Origin of the sequence: Mycobacterium persicum (assembly GCF_002086915.1) — a bacterium.
Taxonomy (GTDB): Bacteria; Actinomycetota; Actinomycetes; order Mycobacteriales; family Mycobacteriaceae; genus Mycobacterium; species Mycobacterium persicum.
Genome location: NZ_MWQA01000001.1, coordinates 5,016,198 through 5,035,169, shown reverse-complemented (window position 1 = coordinate 5,035,169; position 18,972 = coordinate 5,016,198). Strand labels below are relative to the sequence as shown.

The 18,972-nt window shown below is 66.3% G+C and carries 17 protein-coding genes and 3 pseudogenes; 7 read left to right on the top strand and 13 right to left on the bottom strand.

Annotated elements, in window-relative coordinates; genetic code table 11:
* The 9 genes and pseudogenes from B4U45_RS23040 to B4U45_RS23000 all read right to left on the bottom strand — a co-directional run.
* Positions 1–1,184: MCE family protein (locus tag B4U45_RS23040; RefSeq protein WP_244899387.1), on the bottom strand; the 1,184-nt coding region annotated here is incomplete at its 3' end.
* A complete protein-coding gene (locus tag B4U45_RS23035; protein ID WP_075546518.1) occupies positions 1,181–2,209 on the bottom strand; it encodes an MCE family protein in 1,029 nt (342 codons plus the stop codon). The genes B4U45_RS23040 and B4U45_RS23035, both read right to left, overlap by 4 nt.
* A gap of 22 nt (positions 2,210–2,231) precedes the next feature.
* Positions 2,232–3,683, bottom strand: a complete 1,452-nt coding sequence (locus B4U45_RS23030) for an MCE family protein (protein WP_075546519.1) — start codon at positions 3,681–3,683, stop codon at positions 2,232–2,234.
* 25 nt (positions 3,684–3,708) lie between these two features.
* Positions 3,709–4,563 carry an ABC transporter permease gene (locus tag B4U45_RS23025; RefSeq protein WP_075546520.1) on the bottom strand — a complete coding sequence of 285 codons (855 nt, stop codon included), beginning with the start codon at positions 4,561–4,563 and terminating at the stop codon, positions 3,709–3,711.
* Positions 4,560–5,327, bottom strand: coding sequence for an MlaE family ABC transporter permease (locus tag B4U45_RS23020; protein ID WP_036407534.1), 768 nt, complete (start codon positions 5,325–5,327; stop codon positions 4,560–4,562). The genes B4U45_RS23025 and B4U45_RS23020 overlap by 4 nt, the downstream gene beginning before the upstream one ends.
* Positions 5,328–5,480: 153 nt before the next feature.
* Entirely contained in the window at positions 5,481–5,813 is a 333-nt protein-coding gene (locus B4U45_RS23015; RefSeq protein ID WP_075546521.1) for a DUF732 domain-containing protein, read from the bottom strand.
* A gap of 5 nt (positions 5,814–5,818) precedes the next feature.
* Positions 5,819–6,340 (bottom strand): annotated as a pseudogene (locus B4U45_RS23010) (CAP domain-containing protein); the annotation flags it as partial.
* On the bottom strand, positions 6,316–6,696 hold the full coding sequence (locus tag B4U45_RS23005; protein WP_075546569.1) for a SpoIIAA family protein: 381 nt from the start codon (positions 6,694–6,696) through the stop codon (positions 6,316–6,318). The pseudogene B4U45_RS23010 and the gene B4U45_RS23005, both read right to left, overlap by 25 nt.
* A complete protein-coding gene (locus B4U45_RS23000) occupies positions 6,693–6,899 on the bottom strand; it encodes a hypothetical protein (RefSeq protein WP_131808277.1) in 207 nt (68 codons plus the stop codon). Before B4U45_RS23000 ends, B4U45_RS23005 begins: the two co-directional genes overlap by 4 nt.
* Between B4U45_RS23000 and B4U45_RS22995 the strand changes: the two genes are divergently transcribed.
* Entirely contained in the window at positions 6,874–8,400 is a 1,527-nt protein-coding gene (locus B4U45_RS22995; RefSeq protein WP_075546523.1) for an Hsp70 family protein, read from the top strand. The genes B4U45_RS23000 and B4U45_RS22995 overlap by 26 nt on opposite strands.
* A gap of 2 nt (positions 8,401–8,402) precedes the next feature.
* On the top strand, positions 8,403–9,068 hold the full coding sequence (locus tag B4U45_RS22990) for a nitroreductase family protein (RefSeq protein ID WP_075546524.1): 666 nt from the start codon (positions 8,403–8,405) through the stop codon (positions 9,066–9,068).
* A gap of 11 nt (positions 9,069–9,079) precedes the next feature.
* Here B4U45_RS22990 and B4U45_RS22985 read toward each other — a convergent pair whose 3' ends face one another.
* Positions 9,080–9,544 (bottom strand): cyclic nucleotide-binding domain-containing protein, encoded by a 465-nt coding sequence (locus B4U45_RS22985; protein ID WP_075546525.1) that lies wholly within the window; start codon positions 9,542–9,544, stop codon positions 9,080–9,082.
* A gap of 26 nt (positions 9,545–9,570) precedes the next feature.
* Positions 9,571–10,455: pseudogene (locus B4U45_RS22980) on the bottom strand (wax ester/triacylglycerol synthase domain-containing protein).
* Positions 10,456–10,837: 382 nt separating this feature from the next.
* On the opposite strand from B4U45_RS22980, the gene B4U45_RS22975 reads away from it, so the two are divergent.
* Entirely contained in the window at positions 10,838–11,668 is an 831-nt protein-coding gene (locus tag B4U45_RS22975; protein ID WP_075546526.1) for an oxidoreductase, read from the top strand.
* Positions 11,669–11,676: 8 nt separating this feature from the next.
* Here B4U45_RS22975 and B4U45_RS22970 read toward each other — a convergent pair whose 3' ends face one another.
* Complete coding sequence (locus B4U45_RS22970; RefSeq protein ID WP_075546527.1) at positions 11,677–12,801, bottom strand: adenylate/guanylate cyclase domain-containing protein; 1,125 nt, start codon at positions 12,799–12,801, stop codon at positions 11,677–11,679.
* Between the two features lie 116 nt (positions 12,802–12,917).
* On the opposite strand from B4U45_RS22970, the gene adhE reads away from it, so the two are divergent.
* Both adhE and B4U45_RS29570 read left to right on the top strand, forming a co-directional pair.
* A complete protein-coding gene (gene adhE / locus B4U45_RS22965) occupies positions 12,918–15,581 on the top strand; it encodes a bifunctional acetaldehyde-CoA/alcohol dehydrogenase (protein WP_075546528.1) in 2,664 nt (887 codons plus the stop codon).
* 234 nt (positions 15,582–15,815) lie between these two features.
* Complete coding sequence (locus B4U45_RS29570; RefSeq protein WP_075546529.1) at positions 15,816–16,589, top strand: enoyl-CoA hydratase/isomerase family protein; 774 nt, start codon at positions 15,816–15,818, stop codon at positions 16,587–16,589.
* A 135-nt stretch (positions 16,590–16,724) separates the two neighbouring features.
* Here B4U45_RS29570 and B4U45_RS22960 read toward each other — a convergent pair.
* Positions 16,725–17,960, bottom strand: a pseudogene (locus B4U45_RS22960) (MFS transporter); the annotation flags it as partial.
* A gap of 90 nt (positions 17,961–18,050) precedes the next feature.
* Here B4U45_RS22960 and B4U45_RS22955 point away from each other — a divergent pair.
* Positions 18,051–18,374 carry a DMT family transporter gene (locus B4U45_RS22955; RefSeq protein WP_082275349.1) on the top strand — a complete coding sequence of 108 codons (324 nt, stop codon included), beginning with the start codon at positions 18,051–18,053 and terminating at the stop codon, positions 18,372–18,374.
* Positions 18,371–18,928: a TetR/AcrR family transcriptional regulator gene (locus tag B4U45_RS22950; RefSeq protein WP_075546531.1), complete on the top strand. Its 558-nt coding sequence runs from the start codon at positions 18,371–18,373 to the stop codon at positions 18,926–18,928. The genes B4U45_RS22955 and B4U45_RS22950 overlap by 4 nt, the downstream gene beginning before the upstream one ends.
* Positions 18,929–18,972 lie beyond the last annotated feature (44 nt).

Here is an 18,972-nt window from a genome sequence, read left to right as displayed (position 1 = left end):
CCCGGTGGCGGCCCCGGCGGCGGCTCGCGGTAGGGATAGCGGGGATCGCCGGGATTGCCGGTGATCGCGTCCGGAAGGTTCAGCCGCGGCTCGCCACCCTGCCCGGTGCGCGGGAACGGTACCGGCAGCGCGGGTGTGCCCGGCTGACCGAGCTGCGGATCGGTGAGCTGCGACGGCAGCAGCACATTGGGATCCAGACCGAGATCGGAGAACGCGGCGTCGACGAACGGCTGGATGAACTGACCGGGAATCAGGTTGGTGATGTAGAAGTTGAACCACGGGCCGGTGGACATCGACTCACCCAGTGACAGCGCGTAGTCGTTGAACTTCTTGATTGCCAGCTGGATTCGCTGTTTGCGGTTGTCGACGATGGTCAGAACCCGGTCGAGCTTGTCCAGGATCGGGCCGAGGGTCTGCCGGTGATCGGCGATAAAGCCCTTGATTTGCCGGCTGATCGCCGAGATGTTGCCGGAGATCGCATCCAGCGCGCGGCTCTGGCTTTCCAGCTGGGCAAGCATGGCGTTGCTGTCGGCGACCAGCCGGGCGATCTGCTCGCTGCGCTCCGACAACACCGTCGTGGCTTTGTTGGCGTTGGCCAACAGATTTCGCAGTTGAGCGTCGCGCTCGTTGAGCGTCTGGGAGAACCGCGCCACACCGGCCAGCGCAATTCTCAGGTCGGGTGCGGTACCGGAGAAGGTGTCGGCCAGCACGGCCAATGATTCCGACAGCTTGTCGGTGTCCAGCCCGCTGATGGTGGCGCCGAGATCGCCGAGAGCGTCGGGCAGCTGGTAAGGCGACGTCGTGCGTTCGAGCGGAATCGGCCCGTTCAGCCTACCCTCGCCGCGGGGTGTGATTTCCAGGATCCTGGCGCCCAGCACGCTTTTCGTCTTGATTGCGGCCTCGGTGCGGCCGCCGAGCCGGATATGTTTGTCGACCTCGAAGCGGACCAGCACCTTGGGTCCGTCCAGCGCGATGCTGTTGACCTTGCCCGCCTTGAGGCCCGAAACCTGCACCGTGGTGCCGGTCTGCAGGCCGCCGGCCTCGGCGAAGTAGGCCGAATAGTCCCTGCCGGCCTTGACGAACGGCAACCTGTCATAGGTCAGCGTGGCCAGCACCGCCGCGGCCACCACCACCAGGCCGACCACGCCGACGACCAGCGGATTGCGTTCGGAGAACGATTTCATCGCGGCGTGCACCTTCCCGAGGGCTGGCCGATCACCTTCACGTAAATCGGTTGGCCGCCTTTGCCGTTCAGCTTCAAGAGCAGGTCGCACATGTAGAAGCTGAAGAAGTCGCCGTAGAGGCCTTGCCGATTCAACATCTGGTAGGCGTCCGGCAGCGTGTTGAGCAGATCGTCGAAATAGTCGCGGTCGGCAAGTATGACCTCCGCTATCCGCTCCGACTGGTGAATGATGTCGGCCAGCGGCGCGCGGCCTTGCGCCAGCAGATCGGCGATCGATCCGGCAGCCGCATTGGCATAGCCGATACCGGTGCTGATCTGCTGCTTGTTGTCGGCCAGGGTGGCCAGCAACTGCGACATTGAATCGACCGCCTTGGCGAATTGGGAACCTTGGTCGCCCAGTGAGCCCAGCACGGTGTTCAGGTTGACGATGACCTGCCCGATCAGCTCACCGCGGTCCGCCAGCGTGTTGGTCAGCGCCGCCGTTCGCGCCAGGAACGAACTGATCGTCGCGCCCTCACCCTGGAATGCCTTGATCAGCTCGGTCGACAAGGCGTTGATCTGATCGGGATCCAGCGCGTGGAACAATGGCCGGAAGCCGCCGATCAGCGCGTCCAAGTCCAACGCCGGCGATGTCTGCGCCAGCGGAATGATGTCACCGGGCCGCAGTTGTCTGCTGCCGCCGCTCCCTTCCTCGAGCGCCAGATAGCGGCCGCCGATCAGGTTCTGGTAGCGGATCACCGCTTTGGCGCCCTCGGTCAGGACCACGGAGTCATCTGTGCCGAACTCGACGATCGCGGTTCCGTCGTCCTGGATCGAGATGCGTTTGACCTGGCCGACTTCCACGCCAGCGATGCGCACGAAGTTGCCGCTCTCCAGTCCCGACACGTTGCTGAAGTGCGCCCGGTACGGCTTTTCGTCCCCGAAGCGCAGGTCGGCGAAGATCGCCAACATCGCGATCAGCCCCAGCGTGCACACGACCATGAAGATCGCCAGCCGCCAGATGGCGCCGCCCAGGTTTTCTCTCATCGCGTTGGCTTCTCCTCCGGAGTCACGGCGACGGTGTCGCTTCTCGCGGGAGCGCCGGGGCCGGTGTCGGCTGCAGCTGTGCTGGCGCCGGGACGACGAACGGCTCGGATCCCGGTGGCGGGGGCCCTGGTTCGCGCGGGGCGCCGGGCGGCGGCGCCGGTGGCAGGCCCGGGTACAGCGGGGTGCCGTCCGGTGCGTACAGCGGCGCGCCGTAGGGCGGCGCACCCGGGTACGGGATGGGCCCGGGGGCCGGCCCGCCCGGATAGCGTACGCTGGGCGGTTCGGGCTGTCCCCGGGTGACCGGGAGGTAGTCGGCGTATCCCGGGAAAGCGATTCCGGGGTTGGGCCGGATATCGAGCCCCGTTCCCCAGCCGGTGTTGGTAATCAGTTGGCGCAGCGGCCAGTTGGCGGCGACGTCGGGCAGCGATCCGCAGCCCGGCTTACCGCCGGGTCCACCTTTGGCGCCGACGATCGGCAGGTTCTGCGGAAAACGGTATTGGTCGGCGCCGAACAACGGAGTGCTGTCGATGATCAGTGAATAGCCATTGGCGCCGCCGGTGGCATCCAGATAGCCGGTGTCGAGGGCGATCTTGGCGCCGACCAGCATGCACGTCAGGACCCCGTGGTACTTCGTCAGCAGGCTGGTCGTCGGGTCGAGCAGGTTCACGGCGGTGATCAGCCTGTCCTTGTTCGCACCCAGCAGCGCAATACCGCTGCGCGACAGGCCGATCATCTCCGCGAGCAGCGAATCCAGCGCCGGCGCCTCCGCGGCAATGGTGGCGCTGGTGACGGTGGCCGCGTCGAGGACCTTCAGGATGTCTTGTGCCGCAGCACCATAGGTGTCGCTGAGACGGGTCACCGCCTGCGTGTCCGCCCGGACCGTCTCGGCGCGCGGATTGATCGCGAGCAGCACCTGGTTGGCGTCGGTGATGCTCTGACCGACCGTCGCACCGTGCCCGCGCAGACCTTCGGCCAGCGCGGACAGCACTCCCTGCAGCTTCGCCGGGTCGATCTGGCTGAGCACCTTGACCAGGTTGGCGAACATCGTGTTGACCTCGGTGCCGACATTCTCGGCCCGAAGCACCGTCCCGGCGGCCAGACGCTGCGGGCTCGGGTAACGCGGGTACACCAGGTCGACGTATTTGGCGCTGAACAAGGTGGTGGCCCGGATCCGGGCCCCCACGTTGGCCGGGATGTATCTGATCTGCTCCGGCTGGATGGCCAACGTCAAGGTCACGTAGTCTTTCCCGGCGGTGATCTCGCTGACCCGGCCCACCTGCACTCCCCGCAGCTTGACCTTGCCGCCGCGATCCATCACCAGGCCGGCCCGGTCGGACAGCACCGTCACCGCGACCGATGACTTGAACGACCCGGAGAACAGCGCGGCGGTCAGCGCGACGATGCCGATGATGGCAATCACCAGCACGAGCGTCCACCGCCCGGGATGCGTTCGCTGCGAACGTGATTCCGACATGGTCGCGGCTCCCCTGGCTACCCGGCTATCCCGACAGATTGAAATGGCCGGACTGGCCGTGCACCGATAGCGAGATCGCCAGCACGATCAGCGTCAACACGATCAGCGAGGTGCGCACCGAGTGGCCGACCGCCGCGCCCACTCCGGCGGGCCCGCCCTTGGCGGTATAGCCGTAATAGGTGTGCACCAGCATGATGGCGATGGCCGCGGCGATCACGGTGAGAAACGACCAGAGCAGATCCGTCGAATTGAGAAAGGTGCGGAAGTAGTGGTCGTAGACGCCGGTGGACTGACCGTAGACCCCGGTCGTACCGAACCGGGCGGCCTGGAAAGCACATACCACCGCGATGCAATACAGCGGGATGACCACGACCACACCGGCCACCACCCGGGTGGAGACCAGGTAGGCCACCGACCGGACGGCCATCACCTCGAGCGCGTCGATTTCGTCGGCGATGCGCATGGCTCCCAGCTGCGCGGTGGCGCCGGCGCCGATGGTGGCCGCCAAACCGACACCGGCGACCGCCGGTGAGATGATGCGCACGTTGACGTAGGCGGAGATGAAGCCGGTCATGGCCTCCACCCCGATGCCGGACAGCTGGTTGTAGCCCTGCACGGCGATGACGGCGCCGGTGGACAAGGTCAGGAAGCCGACGATGACCACCGTGCCGCCGATCACCGCCAGCGCACCGGTGCCCAGGCTCATCTGGGCGATCAGTCGGATGATCTCGCGGCCGTAATGGCCGAACGCCGTTCGCATTTCGGCGATGGTCCGGCCGTAGAAGGCCACCTGGGAGCCGACGCGATTCCAGCCGGCCGCCAAGCCGTTCGCCCGGTGGCCGATCCAGGAGAGCCGCTCGACGGGCGGGTTGGCGCTCATTGCGGGCCTACGTAGAAGACGGCCGTCGCGACGATGTTGATCACGAACAACGCGATGAAGGAGTAGACGACCGTCTCGTTGACGGCGTTGCCGACACCCTGCGGGCCGCCGCCCACCGATATGCCTTTGTAGCAGGCGATCAGGGCGGCGGCCATGCCGAACAGCGCGCCCTTGACCAGTCCCAGAATCAGTTCGGGAAGGTGGGTGATCAGTGTCAGGCCCGCGGCGAAAGCTCCCGGCGTGACGTGTTGGACGAACACCGAGAACACGAACGAGCCGGCGAGGCCCACCAGGGTCACCAGCGACACCAACGACACGGCGACCACGGTGGCCGCCAATACGCGCGGCGCGGCCAGCCGGCGAATCGGGTCGACGCCCATCACCCGCAATGCGTCGAGTTCCTCGTGAATGGTCCGGGCGCCCAGATCGGCGCACATCGCGGTGGCTCCGGTGCCGGCGACGACGAGCACCGTCACCACCGGCCCGATCTGGGTGACCGAGGCGGTGGCTGCGCCGGTGCCGGAGAAATCGGCGGCGCCGAACTCCACCAACAAGATGTTGAGGGTGAATACCACCAGTACGGTGAACGGAATCGCCAGCAACAGTGTCGGAACGATGGAAACCCGTGCCACGAACCAGCTTTGCAGCAGAAACTCCCGCCACGGGAAGGGCAGTTTGAACATCGCCACGAAGGTGTCCAGCGACATGGCGAAGAATTCGCCGACGGAACGCAGCGGCTTGGTGACGGTGTCCGATGAAACCATCAGCGCGGCTTCCCTTTCCTGTTGCGCTCTAGTGCGCTCGAGTGTGTTGCTGCGTCCTTGAAGGGACTATGGTCGCAACCACGCGCTCGAGGAAGAGTCGTTTGTCAGAAGTGTGTAGACGAAGGTCCTCTGCGGATGGAGCACCGGACATGCTCACCAACCTGCCGGTGGAACGTATCCGGCGGCCGTTTGCCGCAACTGCCAGATCTGGGCCGGGCACAGTTCGCCGACCGCCTGGCTGATCAGATAGGAGGCCTGATACTCGTCGGAGGTGTCAAAGTCGCTTTTGACCTCGGCGATGATCTGTGGGTAGCGCTCGCCGGCCCGCACCTTCTCACAGATGCCGTTCCCGTATGCCAGCGCGGTCGCGGCGTCGGGAAAGTTGTAGCCCGGGCGCACAGTCACATTGACCAGGTAGGCCACCGCGTCGGCATGGGCCGCGGGTGCGCCGGTGGACATCACGACGACCGACCCGACGGCGGCCATCGTCAGGCTGATCCCCTTGGCGCCGAGTGGTCGGCCGGTGCGCCGTACACGGCGACGACCACGCTGCGGTCCAGGCTGTTCTCCGACCACACGCCCATCTGCGTATAGGCGCAGTTCTGCATGATCGCCAGGTATGCGGGGTTGTAGTACCACTGGTTGATCACCTCGATGCCGCTGATCGCCAGGGCCGGGTTGATAGCCACCGTCTCGGCGACGCTGCCGCGATAGCCCGCGGCGGTCGCGCGGTCCTGCACGGTCGAGCCGTCAGAGCCGAGGTCACCGTCGAGGGTGCGATTGTTGAGCACGTCGACGGTGTGCCATTGCGCTGCGAGTTGCAGCTGCAGGTTGATCCGCACATCGTTGGTGCACCCGGCGTTGTGCTGCACGGTGTAGACGTTCGCGACGACACCGTCGTTGAGCCGCTTGTTGTCCGCGTTCGCGGGCGGCGTTGCGGCGAGCGCTGCGGCCGCGAGTGCGGCGGACAAAATCGGGCGAACCGCAGTCACTCGTGCGGTTCGGCGATCCATTTGCGCGCTTCGTCGACATCGGCGTTCGAGAATGCGCGGTACTCGCCGGGCCACAGAAAGCCGAAGAACTGGCTGAATTTCGCCACATGCGCCATCCATTCCACGTCGGTGACCAAGGCGGCGCGTTCCCAGTCGAAGAAATGACCGAAACCGAACTTCGAATCCTCCCAGACCGCGCCGGGATCGAATCTCTGGAAATCAGAAGGTATTTCACAATAAATCCGCACCTTCCGATGGCGGGCCAACCTGTCCTCGAAGTCGGGCACCAGTACGTCGTCGTAGTCGGTTTTCGTGACATGCCCACGGAAGGCGAACGCGGCGACGTTGTCGGGAAAGCCCTCTAGGCGCTCGATCACCATGCCTCCTCGTGTCCGCCCACCCGATGCAATTGCGGTGTGGTCATCGTCGCCTCGCCGGGCGCCGTGGTGTAGAGGCCAAAGTCACCGAAACGCAACCCGGTGCCGCCACCGACGGCACGCCGGCGACCGCGGGTAGTGCCGCACTGCCCGGCATCGGGCCTAAAATTGGGCGCGATGAGAGTCGGTATCGACTTCGGCACCACGCACACCGTCGCCGCGGTCGTCGACAGGGGCAACTACCCCGTCGTCTCCTTCGACGGGGTGGAGGCTTGGCCGTCGCTGATCGCGGCGAACGCAGCCGGGGAGATCCGGTTCGGGCTGGACGCCGCCGCCGTGCGCCGCGAGCCGGGATGGTCGGTGCTGCGCTCGTTCAAACGTCTGCTCAACGACGCCGGACCGCACACCGAGGTGAAGCTGGCCGGCCGCGATTACCCGCTGGCCGAGTTGCTGACCGGCTACCTGGCGCGGTTCAAAGACGATCTTCGGCATCGCTCCAACGCCGGACTCGAGCCCGCCGAACCCCTTGAGGCCGCAATCAGTGTGCCGGCCAATGCGTCCAGCGCGCAACGCTTTATGACGCTGGACGCCTTTCTCGCGGCGGGCTTTCACGTCGTCGCCATGCTGAACGAACCGTCTGCGGCCAGCCTCGAGTATGCCCACCGATACCGCTCCACCATTACCGCCAAACGCGAATACGTCCTGATCTACGACCTCGGCGGCGGCACCTTCGACGCCTCGCTGCTGAAGATGACGGGCCCTGTGAACGAAGTCGTCGTCAGCGAGGGCATCCAGCGTCTGGGTGGCGACGATTTCGACCAGGCGATACTGCAGCTCGTCGTGTCCGGCGCGACGCTGCCGAGAGCTGCCGAAGCATCCGATCTGCTGAGGGAGGAATGCGCCGCACGCAAGGAAGCCATCGGGCCGCAGACCCGCCGCTTGCTGGTGGACCTGACGGTGGTCGACGGAATCGACCGGCCGCCGTTCGCCTGCGGCATCGACGAGGTGTACGCGGCCTGCGCGCCGCTCGTCGACAAAACCATGGACGTGCTCTCGCGCGTGCTGCGCGACCCGGCGGCCACCGGAAGCGGCGTCGCCTGGTCCGAGGTGGCAGGCATCTACCTGGTGGGCGGGGCCGGCAGCTTTCCGCTGATTTCTCGGATGCTGCGCGCCACCTTCGGGGAGAAACGGGTGAAACGCTCGCCGCACCCGTTTGCCGCGACGGCCATCGGGCTGGCGGTCTTTCTCGACGCGAGAGCGAATTTCCAGTTATCCGAACACTTTTCGCGGCATTTCGGTGTCTTCCGCGAGGCGTGCGCCGGCGCCGACGTGGTGTTCGACCCGATCGTGCCCAAGGACGCCTCGCTTCCCGCCGACGGGCAGTCGCCGCTGATCATCAGGCGAAACTATCGGGCGGCCCACAACATCGGACATTTCCGGTTCGTGGAGTGCAGCCGCCTGGTCGACGGCCGTCCCGACGGGGACGTGACTCCCTACGATCCCGTCTACTTCCCCTTCGACCCGGCCCTGTATGACCGCCACGACCTGGGGCGGCAACCCGTCGGCCGGTGCAATGACGGGCCCGATGTCGAGGAACGCTACGTCGTCGTCCCCGGCGGCGCGGTGGAAGTGACCCTGACGACCCAGCCCACCGGCTTCCAGCGCACCTTTCGGCTGGAACGACACGCCCCTGCGGAGCTGTGACCATGGAGCTGTACGACGTCATGCGAACGACGTTCGCGGCGCGCAAGTTCACCGACGATCCGCTGCCCGACGAGGTGTTGTCGCGCGTCTTCGACAACGCCCGGTTCGCCCCCAGCGGCGGCAACCGCCAAGGCGCCCATATCACCGTGGTGCGCGACGCCGACGTCCGTCGTCGCCTGGCCGAGTTGGGCATCCCGGCCGCTCGCCGCTACCTCGCGCAGTTGACGGCCGGTGAAAATCCTTGGAACTCCATTCATCCCAGCGGGGTGCCGCAGGAGGTTGTCGACAGCACAGAAGTTCCGGACGCATTCGTTGCTTCGGTTACGAAAGCGCCGGTGGTACTGGTGGTTTCCGTTGACCTGGAGGTGGTCGCGGCGCTGGATCGGGACCTGGACCGGGTCGGCATCGCCGCCGGCGCCTCGGTGTATCCGTTGGTGTGGAACATCCTGCTGGCCGCTCGAAACGAGGGCTACGGCGGCACCATCACCACCATGGCGATCGCCGGGGAGGAGCAGGTCCGCGCATTGCTGGGCATTCCCGCCAATCACGCGGTCGCCGCGATCGTGCCGCTCGGTAGGCCCACCCGCCAGCTGACGAAGCTGCGCCGCCGGCCGGTGGCCGAGTTCGTCACCCGGGAGCGCTTCGGCGGCCCGGCATTCGACGGCTAAGACGCGGCGCCTCAGTCGATGGCGTCCCGGTAGATGTCCAACAGCCGAAACCTGGTGGCGTCGAGATACTCTCCGAGTACGGCAATGACACGCTTTTGCAGTTCGTAGCCGAGTTCGTGGTCCTCTTCGCATTTCTCGCGCAGGCACTTGCCGTCGAAGACGATCGCCCGTGTCATCCCGGCGGCGCGCGCATCGAAGCGCCAGTGGTAGGGCGGCACCAGCCACGACCATCCGAGGATGTCGCCGTCGCCGAGTGTCTGCACGACCAGGCTGCCGTGGCCGGGAGAAGACGTTTCGAGCGCGATCTTGCCGGCGCGAATCAGGTAGAAGTGATCCGCGTGCTCACCTTCGCGGCAGATCAGCTCGCCGGCATCGAAGCGCACATTCGCCGCACACCCGACCGCCAACTGCAGATAACGAGGGTCCATCCCGCTGAAGAACCGATGCCCGGCCAGCACGCCTTCCAGGGTCCGCACTGTGAATTCCTTTCGTTGGTGCCCCGTCAGGCAACGAGCCCGGCGGCTTCCTCCAGTTGCGTCAGCGCGGGCTCGATCGCATCGGCGAGGTCGTCGATATCGTCGGCGACCTCCGGGGTGGTGACGAAACCGAAATCGATGGACCCGCGGTAGCTGAAGCAGGTGACGTTCAGGCCCACCTCCATGGTCAGGGGGCCGATGGGTATCAGGCTTTCCACCACCGCGCCGGCCAGATAGATCGGGAAGTCGGGGCCGGGAACGTTGGAGACGACGAGGTTTATCGGGGCGACGCGGCCGCCGATATGGCTGGCGGTGTAGGCCCGGACGGCCAGGGCCAGCAGACCCGGCGGTGTGGTATCGGTCAGGCCATGATCTGATGGGCCGTAAGCGCTTTGGCCATCTCCTTGGCGCCCCGGGAATTTCGGTAGATGGTGTTCAGCCGCTCGGCGACATCGGCGACGTTGGTGGCCAGGCTCATCGTCATCGACGCGATCTGGTTGGCGGATTTTGGTCAGGGTCGCGGCACGACAGCCCTCGAGACCCTCGATGAACCACATCTCCCACAGGGGTCTGCTGCGCTCCAGCGGATAGGACATCAGGCGGCCGACAAGCTCCTCCAGCTCGCGGCGTCCGCCCGGTGAGGGCACCGCCACACGCCGGATGTGATAGTCGATGTCGAGCTTGGTGTCCTCGACCCACCACGGCCGGTCCAGGCCAAGGGGCGCGCCGGCGACCCGGCACCGCAGCAACGGCAGCTCCGCAAGTCGGGCAGCCATGAGGTCTTTGACCACATCAAAACTGAAATCGGGCGCCTCGGAGGGATCACAGATCGCCAGACCGCCGATGTGCATTGGGCAGGTATGGGTCTCGGCGAACCAGAACGCCGCGTCCAGAGCGGACAACCGCCTCACGACGACAGCGTAGAGCGTCGCCGGCCAGGCAACCTCGAAAACACCCCTATCCGCCGAGATTGGTTTGACCGCGGTCGGGGTCGGGTTTGGTCCCAAGAGTTCTAGCGCCAGTGGCTTCAGCGCGCGGTAGTCGACCTTTGCCGAGCACGGTGCTCGGCACCCGGTCGACCATCGGCACCACTCATGCCGACCTGGCCGACCGGGCAGGGCCGCGGCTGCTTGTCGACCACAGCGCGAAGCGGGCCAGCGCCGAGCGTGTAGCTGCTGCGAGATTTCGCACGAAATCTCGCAGCAGCCTCACGCTCGGCGGATCACCTGCCGACGCCGCCGGCGGCCTACCGCGTTGTGCCAAGGTTGTCTCGACCGAAAGGAGACATTCTCAATGTCCACATGGCTTATCACCGGCTGCTCGAGCGGGCTCGGGCGCGCGCTCGCCGAAGCCGTCATCGACGCCGGCCACAACGTCGTCGTCACCGCACGCGACGTCACCACGGTTGCCGAGCTGGCCGACGCGACGCCCGACCGGGTGCTCGCGGTGGCTCTCGACGTCACCAAACCCGACCAGGTCAGCTCCGCGGTGCGCGCGGCCGAAAACCAGTTCGGCGGTGTCGACGTGCTGGTCAACAACGCCGGCTACGGATACCGATCCGCGGTCGAAGAGGGCGACGACGCCGACATCCGCGCCCTGTTCGAGACGCATTTCTTCGGCAGCGTCGCGATGATCAGGGCCGTACTACCCGGCATGCGGGCCGCCCGCTCCGGCTCGATCGTGAACATCTCCTCGATCACCGTTCAGCTGACCCCGGTGGCCTCCGGCTACTACTCCGCGGCGAAGGCCGCCCTCGAGGGCATGAGCGGGGCGCTGCGCGGTGAGCTTGCGCCCCTTGGCATTTCGGTCATCGTCGTCGAACCCGGGGCATTTCGCACCGACTTCGCCGGCCGCTCGCTGACCCAGTCGGCCACGGTCATCGACGACTATGCCGCCACCGCCGGGCAGCGCCGCATCGAAAACGACACCATGCACGGCAACCAACAGGGCGACCCCGCCAAGGCCGCGGCGGCCATCATCACGGCCGTCGAATCACCCACGCCGCCAGGGTTCTTGCTGCTCGGACCCGACGCGCTGATGGCCTACCGCTACATCGCCGACACCCGTGCCAACGAGATCGCCACCTGGGAACAGCTCAGCGCCGGCACCGATCTCGACTGCTGAAACGGCGATCACTGCGATATGGCCCGCCGCACGGCATACAGCCGAACCTCGCCGTGAATCCCCCTGAGATGGCGTGCGCCGACGAACGACCAGTCGAGGCCCGGCGCGTCGCCCATCACCTCGCGTGCGGCCTCGTCCAGCCACACCGCGCCCGAAGGCGCCGCGTGGGTGATCCGGCTGGCCAGGTTGACCGGGCTGCCGTACCAGTCTCCGGAACGGCTGATGGCGCGTCCGAACGCGAATCCCACCCGCAGCCGCAGGATTTTCTCGGCGGCCGCCGCCTCGACCAGGTCCAGCACCGTGGTCAGCAGTTGCGGCGGTTCGGCGCACACCAGCATCACCGCGTCGCCGATCGTCTTGACGAACTGCACCGGACTCGCGGTGACATCGTGAGCCAGATCGCTGAGCCGAAAGGCGATCAGTCCCAGGTCATCGGGCGGCAGCTGCTCCCCCAGCCGGGTGAATCCGACGAGATCGGCGAAAGCAACCGCCACGTCCCGCGCACCCGGCAAGGCGCCGGCGGCGCGCTCGGCCACGTTGATCGCCTCGGTCTCGAACGAATGTCGTAGCACCAGCCGCAACAAGTCGTCGACCATCGGGCCAAGCAGCGGCTCGGCCTGTTGCGCCAGGTGTTCGAAGGCCTTCGCCAGGTCGAGCTCGGTGGCGCCCGGGCTCAGCGAAGCCCGCAGGGCGGCCCGGCGCAGCGCCACCGCCGGGCCGGTGAGGCCCTCGACCAGCAGTCTCACGATCAATCCGACCCGTGCCGGATCCAGGCCCAGGTCGACCAGGCGCGCGGCGTTGAGCACCGCCTCCGCGTCGGCGCGGGACCGCAGCGGCGAATCGGGGTCGTAGACCCGAACCAGCCCCGCCGCGCGGTGCAGCCGTTGCAGCAGTTCGAGGCTGACGCCACTGGACTCCGAAATCTCGCGGGCCGACACCGTGGTTCCGTCGTCGCCGATCGCGCGATTGGCCGGCAACAGCATCGGAATGAACGCGTCGCGGATCTGGTCGACGTCGAACCCACGATCCAGCAGCCAGGCAATGAGCTCGGCACGCTCCTGACGCGCCCGGCCGTCGAGGTGATCGAGCAGCCCCAACGACTCGACGTCGTCGTTGTCCGGCTCTACTGACACCGCGTCAACGTACAACAAGCTGGGGCCTTCCGACCCTCGTACGCCGCACCGCAGAGCCCTAGCATCGGGTCATTCGGGAGACCCACCGTGCCCTTCCCCGAGTCGAGGATCCGACCATGACCACTACGCACACCGAAAAACCCGCCCCCGTCGACGCACCCGCGGTCGACGAGCAGCGCAGACGCGAGGTCGACGCCATCGTCGACGCGGCGGCGCAGGCCGCCCGGGAATTCCGCACGCTCGACCAGCAGCAGGTCGATGCGATCGTCGAAGCGATGGTGCGCGCCGGAGTCCGCGCGGCGGGGGAACTGGCCGGTGTGGCGATCGAGGAGACCGGATTCGGCGTCTTCGAGGACAAAGTGGTCAAGAACTACGTGGCCACCGAATTCCTGCACGACTACCTGCGCGACAAGAAATCGGTGGGGGTCATCGACGAGGATGTCGAGCACAACATCGCCTACGTGGCCGAGCCCATCGGGGTGGTGCTGGCCATCACCCCGGTGACCAACCCGACCTCGACGGTGCTGTTCAAGGCGATCGTGGCCGCCAAGACCCGCAACGCCATCCTGTTCCGGCCGTCACCGTATGCGGTGCGTTCGTGTGAACGCAGCCTCGCTGTCCTGCGCACGGCGGCCGAGGCGGCGGGGATGCCGCCGGGGGCGCTGCAGGTCATTCCCGACGCCGCCCACGAGGTGACGCACTACCTGTTCAAACACCCGCAGGTCGATTTCATCTGGGTGACCGGTGGCCCGAAGATCGTCGCGCTGGCGAATGCGGCCGGAAAGCCGGGCCTGTCCGTCGGGCCCGGCAATGCGCCCATCTACATTCACAAGACGGCGGACCTCAAGGGCGCCGTCGTCGACATCCTCATCTCGAAAACCTTTGACTCCTCGGTCATTTGCCCGGCCGAGCAGACCTGTGTCATCGACGACGAGATCTACGACGAGGTGATCGCCGAGTTCGAGCGGATGGGCGCCCAGCTGCTCACCCACGAGCAGGCCAAGGCGGTGGCCGAGTTCGCGTTCGGCTGCGGCGACAAGATCTCGCTGGCGGCGGTCGGGCAGAAGGCGTCGGAACTGGCCGCACGGGCCGGGTTCAGCGTGTCGCCGACGGTGAAGGTGCTGCTGGCGGCACTGCCGTCCGACCTGGACGAACTCGCCGCGCACCCGTTGGTGCAGGAAAAGCTGATGCCCGTACTCGGGGTGGTGCGTGCGCGCAGCGTCGCGCACGCCATCGACGTCGCCGTGCTGGTGACCGAGCACGGCGGTCTGGGTCATACCTCGGCGGTCTACGCCAACGACGAAAAGGTGATCGAGGCATACGGTTTGGCGGTTCGCACCGGCCGCATCCTGGTCAACGCGCCTACGTCGGTCGGGGCGCTCGGAGGCGTCTACAACAACCTGACGCCCACGTTCTCGTTGGGCTGCGGCACCTGGGGCGGGTCGAGCACCACCGAGAACGTCAACTACCGGCAACTGCTCAACATCAAGACCGTCTCGCGCCGCCGCACCCCGCCGCAGTGGTTCCGCGTCCCGTCCAACACCTACTTCAACGAAGGCGCGTTGGACAACCTGCGCGAGCTGGACTGCGAAACCGTCGTTGTGGTGACCGATGCCCTGACCGAGGAGCGCGGCGTGATCGACACGCTGCGCTCCAAGTTGCGCACCAACCACGTGCAGGTGTTCGCCGAGGTCACCCCGGAGCCCGACGAGTCGACCATCCGCCGCGGCGTCGCGCTGCTGGCGCGGGTGCAACCCGATCTCCTGATCGCCGTCGGCGGCGGCTCGGTGCTGGACGCCGGCAAGGCGATCCGGCTGTTCTACGAACACCCGGAGAAGAGCCTCGACGAGCTGACGATGCCGTTCCTCGACCCCCGCAAGCGGGTAGCCGACTACCCGGTCGATCGTCATCGCGTCCAATTGGTCGCCGTCCCAACGACATCGGGCACCGGGTCGGAAGTGTCGCCGGCGGCGGTGTTGACGGTGCGCGGCAAGAAGGAGACGCTGGTCGACTACAGCCTGGTGCCCGATCTGGCGATCGTCGACCCGGTGTTGACCTCGTCGATGCCGCGGCAGCTCACCGCCGACACCGGCATCGACGCGCTGACCCATGCGCTGGAGGCCGGCGTTTCGATCTTCGCCTCGCCCTATACCGATGCGTTGTGCGCCCAGGCGGCGCGGCTGATCTTCGACGCACTACCGCGAGCGTATGAGCATCCCGACGACCTGTCCGCGCGCACCGCCATGTCCAATGCGGCTACCCTTGCCGGACTTGCGTTTTCGAATGCGTTTGTCGGCACCAACCACGCGCTCGCCCATGCCGTCGGCGCGAAATTCGGGATCTCGCACGGCCGGGCCAACGGCATTTTCCTGCCCCATGTGCTGCGCTACAACGCAAGCCTGCCAACCAAATTCATGCCGGCGCCCGGATATTCGGCGTATATCGCCCCGGACAAGTACGCGCAGCTGGGCCAGCTGATCTTCGGCGGCCACGAGCCCGACGAGTGCCGCCGCCGGTTGTTCCAAGGGGTCGACGACCTGCTGGACCGCCTGACGATGCCGCGGTCGTTGCGCGAGTTCGGCGTCGACGAAGAGGTGTTTCTCGCGGCGCTGCCGGCGTTGGCGATGACGGCCTTCGAGGATCTGAGCAACCGCACCAACCCGCGGATGCCGTTGGTCGGCGAGATCACCGCATTGCTTCGGCTGGGCTACTACGGTGACGGCGGCCTGGGGCAGCCACCCGGCCGCGAAGATCGTGACGGTCATGGCGACTCTCGGTAGCCGGACCGCAGCTGCATGCGTTGCTCACCGGCAACCCGTTGCAACCCCGGCAGCGGGCGCGCCTTGGCTTGCGTGCGTTTGCTGCATGACAATTAACCGCGTTTCATAGCGAAGCGCCGCACGTTGGCAGGTCTAGCATTCTGTTTGATCGCTCGGGCGATGATCCGTGCTGGTCGCGCCCGGTGAGGTTCCACCAGTTGGGTTCGGGTTCGTCGTCAAGCCAGGAGTATCGGTATGCCAGCAAGCTTTGAGTCCTATCGCGATGCGTTCCCGAACGCGCGGCTAACGCGTGACGAAGCGGGCGTGCTAGAGATCGCGTTGCACACCAACGGGGACAAATTGGTGTTCAACGGTTATACGGATGAGCAATTCGTCGACCTGTTCCATCAAGTCGGCCAGGACCGGGAAAACCGGGTCGTCATCTTGACCGGGTCCGGTGACGCGTTCATGGATACCGTCGACACCGAGGGCCTCGACTTCTTCTCGCCGGCCGGCTTCGACAAGATCTACCGTGCGGGCAAGAAAACTTTGATGAACATCCTCGACATCGAGGCCCCGATGATCGCCGCGCTCAACGGACCGGTACTGCTGCATTCGGAATACATATTGCTGTGTGACATCGTGTTGGCCACACCCCAAACCGTATTCCAGGACAAACCGCATCTCGAATTCGGATTCGTGCCGGGAGACGGCGTAAACCTGTTGTGGCCGGAGGTGATCGGGAGCATCCGTGGTCGGTATTTTCTGCTGACTCGCCAGGTGCTGGACGCGCAGACCGCCCAGTCGTGGGGCGTCGTGAACGAAATCGTGCCCGGGGAGCAGCTGCTGAGTCGAGCCCACGAAATCGCCGCCGGCCTCGCGAAACTACCGCCGCTGACCAGCAGTTACACCCGCACGGCGTTGACCCAGAGGCTCAGAAGGATTATCGACGAGAACGTCGGCTACAGTCTGGCGCTGGAAGCAATTAGCGCCGCCGACGTCGCACGACGCGCGGCTGGTCAACACTGAGCCGAGCGGTCGCAGGCAATCGCGGCAAGGCACCTGGCGACAATTTCGAGTCCGGCACACATGGCGTAACTCCCCGCTAACGGCGCTGCCTATGGCGGCGTTACGCCGACGCCCCACTACCTCGGCGCTGCCTGCAACGAGATCCTGTATCGCAATTCGCTTGATTAGGTGCGCTTTTCGACGCGTGACCGCGATGCCGACGATCCCCAGCGCCCAGACGGGATATTGCACCGTCCAGGCCAGCCGGAACCAATTGAACGAATAGTCGTCGGCGATCTCGAGGATCATTCCCATCGCCTGTATGACCACCAGGCCAGCGAAGGAGCCGGCCATATTGACAATGCCCTTGGCGGTGCCCAGGGTCGCACTGGTGTTGAACGTCCGCGCGAAGTCCAGCCCGATCATCGACGCCGGACCGCCGACGGAGATGACGACGACCAACACGACCAGCAACCACAGCGGAGCGCGCCCCGGCAACGCCAGCACGACGGTCCAGACCACGACGTTGCCGGCAATGATGCTCAGTGCCATGGTGGACCGCCGGTGCGGGTAGCGGCCGGTCAGGATGCCCACGACGAGCCCCGAGGCGATGGCCGCGACCACCGATACGGTCAGTAGCGTACCGGCGAGTTGAGTCGAAAGCCCTTGGGCCTTGGTCAGATACGGCACACCCCACATCAATGCGAACACCGCGAGCGAGAACGGGGTGGTCATGTGGGTGAAAAAGCCCAGCCGGGTGCCCGGGCGCGACCATACCGTCTTGATGCCGGCCACGGTGTCGCGCAGCGTGGCGCGTTGGTTCGCTACCGGATGTCCCTTCGGGGCGTTGCTCACCAGCGCCAGGCTGAGCGCTGCCGACATCACGCCCAGGGCGGCAGCCGACGCGTAAGCGGTGGTCCAGCCGTCGCCGAGCAGTATCGCCAAGAACGGCACGGCCGACAGCACCTGCCCGAGCTGACCGCAGATGTAGGTCAGCTGGGTGACGAGTGGGACACGTCTGGGCTCGAACCAGTACGAGACCAGGCGCAGCACGGAGATGAAGATCACCGCGTCGCCCAGGCCGACAACCGCGCGCGCGGCAATAGCCGTCGGCAGCGACCCGGTGAACGCCAAGACGAACTGGCCAGCGGCCATCAGGGTGGCGCCGCTGACGATCAGCGCGCGGGAGCCGAATCGGTCGAGCAGCACTCCGGCGGGAATCTGGGTGCCCGAATAGACCACAACCTGCAGCACGGCGAAGGTCGACAGCACTCCGGGACTGGCGGAAAAGCGCTGTGCCGCTTCCATACCGGAGACGCCCAGCGTCGTGCGGTCCAGGACGGCGACAATGTAGGCCACCAGCCCGACAGCCCAGACGATCCAGGGACGCATCGCCCCAGTGTCGCGTATTGGGGCCCGATACACCAAAACTAGATATGTAATGTACATTTGTACATGTACATTCGTACACGAGGAGGTGTGTTGGCTTATCTGTTTCTGTTCTGCGCAATCTTCGCCGAGGTGGTGGCGACCAGTCTGCTCAAGAGCACCGAAGGGTTCACCCGGCTGTGGCCGACCGTGGTTTGTCTGGCCGGCTACGCCGTCGCGTTCGCTTTGCTGGCGTTGTCAATCGCGCGCGGCATGCAGACCGACGTCGCCTATGCGTTGTGGTCGGCGATCGGCACGGCCGCCATCGTGCTGATCGCCGTGCTGTTCCTCGGCTCGCCGGTGTCGCTGGCAAAGGTCCTGGGCGTCGGGCTGATCATCGGCGGGGTGCTCACGTTGAACCTTGCCGGGGCGCATTGACCGCGGAATCGCACCGCCGTCCCCGCGACCCGGTCGGGCGCCGGCAGGCGATCATCGAGGCAGCCGGGCGGGTGATCGCCCGCCACGGCCTCGGGGAACTGACGCACCGCCGGATCGCCGCGGAGGCCGATGTTCCGGTCGGGTCGACGACTTACTACTTCAGCGACCTCGGGGTGCTGCGCGAAGCCGCACTCGCCCACGCCGCGACGAGCGCGGCAGATTGGCTGGAGCTGTGGCGCCGCGATCTCGACCGGGCCACCGATCTTCCGGTCACCCTGGCGCGGCTCACCGCCGAATACCTGACCGACCCGGACCGGCACCGCACGCTGAGCGAGCTGTACGTCGCGGCAAGTCACCGGCCGGAATTGCAGTCCCTCGCCCGGCTGTGGCCGGAGGGCCTGGTCGCGCTGCTCGAACCACGCATCGGCCGACGAGCCGCCGAAGCAGTCACGGTGTTTCTCGACGGCGCCACCGTGCATTCGCTGATCACCGGCACGCCGCTCAGCGTCGAGGCCCTCACGGATGCGGTCGCCCGGCTGGCGGCCGACACATGAGCGCGCTGCGTCGAACGTGACGCCAGCGTCACGCTCGGAGCCGA